Annotated in this window: 5 protein-coding genes; 1 reads left to right on the top strand and 4 read right to left on the bottom strand. The window is 71.5% G+C overall.

What is annotated here, in order from left to right; all coding sequences use genetic code 11:
* A partial coding sequence (locus D7V93_RS35375) for a gamma carbonic anhydrase family protein (RefSeq protein WP_372338386.1) occupies positions 1–476 on the top strand: 476 nt, incomplete at its 5' end.
* A gap of 6 nt (positions 477–482) precedes the next feature.
* On the opposite strand, the gene D7V93_RS35370 is transcribed toward D7V93_RS35375, so the two are convergent.
* The 4 genes from D7V93_RS35370 to D7V93_RS35355 form a co-directional block, all read right to left on the bottom strand.
* The gene (locus tag D7V93_RS35370; RefSeq protein WP_120647555.1) at positions 483–1,652 is read right to left on the bottom strand and encodes a Rieske 2Fe-2S domain-containing protein; all 1,170 of its coding nucleotides are present in this window, start codon (positions 1,650–1,652) and stop codon (positions 483–485) included.
* On the bottom strand, positions 1,649–3,316 hold the full coding sequence (locus D7V93_RS35365) for a GH3 family acyl-acid amido synthetase (protein ID WP_244237696.1): 1,668 nt from the start codon (positions 3,314–3,316) through the stop codon (positions 1,649–1,651). Before D7V93_RS35365 ends, D7V93_RS35370 begins: the two co-directional genes overlap by 4 nt.
* A 420-nt stretch (positions 3,317–3,736) precedes the next feature.
* Complete coding sequence (locus D7V93_RS35360) at positions 3,737–4,498, bottom strand: hypothetical protein (protein ID WP_120647553.1); 762 nt, start codon at positions 4,496–4,498, stop codon at positions 3,737–3,739.
* 4 nt (positions 4,499–4,502) lie between these two features.
* The coding region (locus D7V93_RS35355) for a CRTAC1 family protein (RefSeq protein WP_147451507.1) at positions 4,503–6,318 on the bottom strand (1,816 nt) is incomplete at its 5' end.

The following is a 6,318-nucleotide window of genomic DNA, read 5'->3' as shown; positions in this document are numbered from 1 at the left end:
CCTTCGTCCACCCCACCGCCACCCTCTTCTCCTCCGCGGAGATCTCAGGCGACGTCGTCATCGGCGCGGGCGCCATCATTGGCGCGGGCGTGAAGATCACCGGCGACCTGAACGGCCCGGTCCGCATTGGCGCGCGGGTGCAGATACTGGAGAACACGGTGCTGCACCTGCTGCCGGACACCATGCTGGTGCTGGAGGAGGGCGTGGTGGTGGGACCCGGCTGCGTGCTGCACGCGTGCCACCTGGGCGCGGGCACGGTGGTGGAGCCCGGCGCCATCCTCTGCGAGGGCAGCCACCTGGGCAAAGGCTGTCACGTGGCCGCCGGCACGCTGGTGAAGGCGCACACGGTGTTCCCGGACTACGCGCTGGTGGAGGGCTTCCCCGCCGTGCAGGTGGGCACGCGCACGTCGCCGCCGGAGCCGCCGCGCTGGGTGCTGCGCCCGGAGGACCTGCCGGGCCTGCGCCGCATGGGCTGACGCGGGCTACACCCAGAACACCACGTCGCGCTCCGCGTCCTCGGGACCGGGGCCCTGGGCGCCTTCGCGCAGCCAGCACCGGTAGGCCTCCACGTCCGCGTGGTGCAGGTCCGCCTCCGTGCCCGAGTACACGCCGCCACCGGGCCCGTCCGTGAGCCCCTGGCGCTGCGTCTCCATGATGACGACGTCCTGCTGGATGACCTGGCTCGTGTACCAGCGCACGAAGGGCGTCAGCGCGCGGCCCACCCACGCGCCCGGCAGGTCCACCGGCAGCCGGTAGCTGATCGCCGTGTACACGAGCGTGTCCGTGGGCCCGATGGGCGTGCACTGCGAGTTGATGGCGAAGCCGCTGTCACCCCACTGGTAGTCCACGCGGGTGATGTTGGGCACGATGAACTCATCCGTGTGCACCAGCGGCAGGCCGCGCGGGTTGAACAGGCGGCCCAGGCCCGTGAGCGCGTCCTCCTCCTGGAGGTACGTCATCCGCACGCGGCCCGCGTGACGCTTCACCGTGGAGGGGACGCGCTTGCGCGTGGGGTTGCGGAACCAGCCCCGGTGCACGAAGGACGTGTGCGGCACGTCCATGAAGTTCTCCACCAGGTTCGTCACGCCGTTCGCGAAGCGCGTCACCATGAAGTAGACGGTCCAGCCGCGCTCGCCCCAGTAGGGCACACGGAAGGGCTCGGCTCGCGCCTGCGTCACGTCCTCGCCCAGGTAGACGTAGACGAGCCCGTCCTGCTCGCGCGTGGGGAAGCGCGCGAGCCGCCCCAAGTCGCAGGGCGCGGGCTTCAGGCCCTCGTGCGCGCAGGCGTTCGCGTCCAGCTTCTCGCCGCGCTGCGGAGGCCCGAGCGCGGGGATCTCCACCACCGCGCCGGACGCGTCGTAGACCCAGCCGTGGTACGGGCAGCCCAGCCGTCCGTCGAACACGTCCCCCTTCGACAGCCGCGCGTTGCGGTGGAGGCAGCGGTCGCGCAGCGCGGTGGGTACTCCGTCCGGTCCCCGGAAGAGCACGAGCCCCATGCCGAACACGGTGCGCGCCACGGGCCGGTTCGCGGGCAGTTCCGTGGACAGACACGCCACGTACCAGAAGTCCTTCAGCGCTCCGCAGCGAGCGAGGTCGGCTTCCGCCTCCAGGTCCACCGCGGGACGGGCGTGAGGGGGATGACGCACGTTCATGGCGTTGCTCCGGCGAACCAGTCGGACCAGCCCGGTTGACGGTGCAGGTCCGCAGGCTTGATGTCGCCCGCGCGCTGTCCCAGGTGGATGCAGCGTGCCTCGTAGCGCCGGGCCCCGTGCTGCACGCGCAGGGCTCGCACCGGACCCAGTTGTCCCAGCTCGCGCGCGTAGCGGTAGTGGTGGCCCTCGCACAGCGCGCGCTCCACGGCCGCCGCCGTGGGCTCCAGCGGTGCGTCCGTCTCCAGGAAGAGGCGGTAGGCCGGTGGCGTCCCCCACTCCGGCGCGAGCATGGCGAAGCCAGGACGTGGGGTGCCCAGCGCGGCGTCCAGCACCCTGCCTACCCGCGCGGCGGAGAGCTTCTCGCCTACGAGGTCCGTCACCGCGTCCGCGCGGCCCATGAAGCGCAGGCAGGGGGTCGCGTGCACGAAGCCCTCCACGCGGACGAGATCGCCCAGCCGGTAGCGCAGCAATCCGCCGGACGTGGAGAGCAGTACCGCGTAGGTGCGGCCCGCCGTCAGCTCGTGCGCCAGGAGGGGGCGCGCGTCCGGACGCTCCGGATCCGCGAACTCGAGGAAGTGGCTGCGCACCGCGAGCACCGGCGCGGGTGCCTCGAAGAGGGGCAGCGTGATGACGCCCTCCGTGGCGAGCAGGCCCTTGCCCTGCACCTCCACGCCTTCGAAGCGCCGGCACGCGGCGGCCACCGCGTGCGCTGCCTGGGCGTCCGTCCACATGCTCAACAGCGCGAGCTTCGGCCACAGCGTGCGTGCGGAGGACACGCCTTCTCGCAGGGCGGCGCGGAGTGCGTGGGCTCTCTCCAGGTCGCGCGCCCCCTGGAGTCCCTGCACGAGCGCAGTCCAGCCCGCCGTGGTGTCTCCGGAGAGGGGCACGCCGTCCGCGTCGTGTTCGGGAGGCATCAGCGTGCCGCGCTCCAGGTCTTGCGCCAGGCGCTCACCGTGCCGCTCCAGGGCGTCCATCAGCAGTGTGAGGAAGCTGGGATTCCACACGCTCACCAGGGACAGGTTCGCGCAACGGATCAGGAACCACAGCGTCACGTAGCGGCACGGCTCCACGTGCGGCGCCTGTCCCACGGCTCCGGGCACCGCGAAGACGCGCGTGAGCAGTGGCTGCAAGGGACGCGGGAACCAGGCGCTGTCCTCCGCCGAGCCCACAGGGATGCCTCCCGAGGTCCGCTGCTGCTTGCGACCCAATGGGGAGATGGACCAGTAGCTGGGTCCCTCGCGCACCGCGGGGCGACGCAGGAGCACTTCGTGCAGCATGGGGGCCAGTGCGCGCTGGAACTCTCCCAGCAGTCCCCGTGTCACGGGCACGGGCTTGGACGCGCCCGAGGAGCCGCCGGACAGCTCGAAGCGCAGCACGGGTTCGCGCGTGAGCACGCGGGCCTCTCCCCGGGCGATGCGCTCCACGTCTCCTGCCATCGCATCCGGCGTGGATACCGGCACCGCGTCCTGGAACTCCCGCGCGGTGTGGATGCGACCGAAGTGCGCCACCCGTCCTGCCTGCACCGTCCCTTCCGCTGCTCGCAACACGCGCGTCAGACATTCCGCCTGCGCGGCTTCGGGTGCTCGCAGCGCGTGACGGAAGCGCAGCGCGGACGGCGTCAGCGCCGCCAGCGTCGCGGACAGCATCCCGCGCGAAGTCAGCATCTGACGTCTCCGTGGGAACTTCGCTGCGCCACGACAACACTCCAGCGCGTGTCCCGCACTTCGCGTCCCAACGCGGAGCCGTTACGCGTCGCGGTCACCCTCCAGCGCGTGTCCCGCACTTCGCGTCCCAACGCAGAGCCGCTACGCGTCGCGGTCACCCTCCAGCGCGCACTCCGCACTTCACGTCCCCACGCGGATCCGTGACGCATCACAGTCGCATTCCAGCAAGCACGACTCGCCTCATGTCCCCACACGGATTCGCGAGGCGTCACGCTCGCCATCCGGCACGCACTCCGCACTTCACGTCCCCACGCGGATCCGCGAGGCATCACGCTCGCCATCTGGCACGCACTCCGCACTTCACGTCCCCACGCGGATCCGCGAGGCATCACACTCGCCATCCGGCACGCACTCCGCACTTCACGTCCCCACGCGGATCCGCGAGGCATCGCGCTCGCGGCGAGCCCCACGCCGCAGCTGTCCCCACACGCTGCGCCCCAGCGCTCGCAGCAGGTCCCAGCCACGGATCTCCACCAGACACACCAGCTCCTCGCCGTCGCCGTGGCCCGGGTTGCGCTCGGCGAAGTAGGCGATGTGAGGGTGCGCCGCCGCGTCCCGGTCGATGGGCGAGACACCATCGCGCACGCGGTAGTGCGCCCCGTCGAAGCGCAGTGTGCCGCGCCCCGCGTCGTACTGCGCGCCGAACCACCGCGCCGCCAATCCGTGCAGGAACTCCGAGCGCCCCCGCGGCGGCGTCCAGTCCCGTCGCGGGTGCGTGCGCGGGAAGTAGTTCACCGCCAGCAGGTACGTCTTGTAGCCGCCCGACAACAGCAGCCAGTACAGCGGCCGCCACGGCCTGCGCAGCTTGCGCGCGAGCAGCAGCCGGCCGAACACCACCTGCAACGTCTTGTGTCCCCACCAGTCCGGGTGGATGACCGTGTCCCCCGAATACAGCACCTCCACCCCGCCCTCCTCCGCGAGCCGCACCGTGCTGAACCCCACCAGTTCCCCCGTGCGCCGCGCGTGCAGCAGGAACACGTACTGCTTCGCGTCCAGGTCCTCCTGGAAGCGCTCCGCGCTCACCCCCACGTAGCAGCACTGCATCAACGCCAGCATCCGCGCCCGCGTGTCGGCGTCCAGTTGCTCGCGCCGCACGGTGGTGCCCTTCATCGCGGAGAGCATCGCTTCAGCGTCCTCCCCGCCGCGCCGTGGGACCGGCGGGCTGACGCACTTCCTGATAGCGGTCCGCCTCCAGCGTCACCTCCTGCGGCTCCGCGCCATACCAGTGAAGGGTCGCCTTCACCGGCCCCGCGTGACGGCCCAGGCCGAAGTGCAGCCGCGGATCCGCCGACGCGGAGAAGCCCCCCATCAGCCCCACCTCGCGCACCTGCTCCACGCGCTTCCCGCCCTCCTCGTAGGAGAGGACGACGCGCGTGCCCACCGCGCTCCGGTGCGTGCGCTGGCCATCACCCACGAGCGACAGGCCCACGAAGTGCGCGTCCGGCTTCGCGTCCGTGGCGGCCGCGCGCAGCGTGTTGCGGTACAGCGACACCGGCGCGTGCTGGTTCGTGACGAGCACGTCCAGGTCCCCGTCGTCATCCAGGTCCGCCATCAGCACGCCGCGCGAGTTGTCCGGCGCGTCGATGCCCACCTCCCGCGCCACGTCCACGAAGTGCCCCGGCCGCGCGTCACCCAGGTTGAGGTACACGCGGCGCGCCTCGTTCGGATAGAGCACGCGGCCCCGGATGTCGCCCCACTTGTCCGCGTACGTGTGCACCTCCGGGCCCGACTGCATCAGCTTGTGGTTCACGTACCAGTAGTCGTTGCGCTGCCCCTCCGGGATGCGCCACCGCGGAGCATCCAGGCGCGCGTCCACCATGCCGTTCGCCTGCACCAGGTCCGGCCACCCGTCGTCGTCCAGGTCCCCCGCCGCCGCGCCCCAGCCGAAGCGGCGCTCGTTGAGCGCGCCCCGGAACGTGGCCTCGTCCTTGAAGCGGGGGACGAAGGGGTCCTCGCCCGGCTCCACCATCCACAAGAGGCTGCCCTCCGCCTGGAGCGCGTGGTGCACGTTGGACACGTACACGTCCAGCCACCCGTTGCGGTCGAAGTCGCCCACGCTCGCGTTCATGCCCTTGTACGTGTCGCGGCCCACCTCTCCGAAGCGCTTCCCCACGACGTGGCGGAAGTGACGCCCGGCCTCGTTCAGATAGACGTCGTCCGGCCCGAAGTCGTTGGCCACATAGAGGTCCGTCCACCCGTCGTGGTTCAGGTCCACCGTGCTCACCGCGAGCGACCAGTGCGTCTCGGGCAGCCCCAGCGCCGCGACGTCCTGCCTCTCGAACGTGCCGTCCCCGCGCCCCCGGTAGAGCGCGTTGTGCCCGCCGTTGTTCGCGTCGTGCCAGCCGTCGTGCATGAAGCGCAGCATCCGCCGGTCGCCCTCGTATTCCGGCGCGGGGAGCTGGAAGAGGTTGAGCGGCGTGGGCGTCGGGTAGTCCGGCAGGTGCGTCGTCATCGCGTTGAGCACCAGCAGGTCCAGGTGCCCGTCCCGGTCGTAGTCCAGGAACGTGAGCCCCAGGCTCACCGCGTGGTCCGTCACGCCCGCCGCCTCCGTCACGTCCTCGAAGCCCGCCGTCCCCGTCTCGCGCAGCGTGTTGCGCAGCAGCCGCACCGGCCCGAAGGCCACCGCCACCGCGAGGTCCACGTCCCCATCCCCATCCCAGTCCACGAAGGTGCCGCCACCCGCCAGCCCCTCCTGCTTGTAGCGGGTAGCGAAGCGCTCCAGCGCGGGCACGGCGACGCGTTCGAAGCGCAGGTCGCCCAGGTTGCGGTAGAGGCCCGCGTGGTGCTCCGGCGTGCCCAGCGGGTGCGTGAGGAACAGGTCCAACCGCCCGTCCCCGTCGAAGTCCCCGGTGGCCACCGCGTCCCCCACGGCCACCAGCCACTTGGCCACGTGGGCCACGCGCGGATCCAGTTCCTCCAGCGTGTGCCCCATCGTGGAGGAC

This window comes from Corallococcus llansteffanensis, from assembly GCF_003612055.1.
In the GTDB taxonomy this organism is placed as follows: domain Bacteria; phylum Myxococcota; class Myxococcia; order Myxococcales; family Myxococcaceae; genus Corallococcus; species Corallococcus llansteffanensis.
Note: the sequence above shows the minus strand (reverse complement) of the source record. Positions and strands in the feature narration are given on the sequence as shown.

What these genes read in the sequence shown, in the direction of transcription:
- D7V93_RS35370 (WP_120647555.1), bottom strand. Translation starts at nt 1,652, where the DNA reads ATGAACGTGCGTCATCCCCCTCACGCCCGTCCCGCGGTGGACCTGGAG.
- D7V93_RS35365 (WP_244237696.1), bottom strand. Translation starts at nt 3,316, where the DNA reads ATGCTGACTTCGCGCGGGATGCTGTCCGCGACGCTGGCGGCGCTGACG.
- D7V93_RS35360 (WP_120647553.1), bottom strand. Translation starts at nt 4,498, where the DNA reads ATGCTCTCCGCGATGAAGGGCACCACCGTGCGGCGCGAGCAACTGGAC.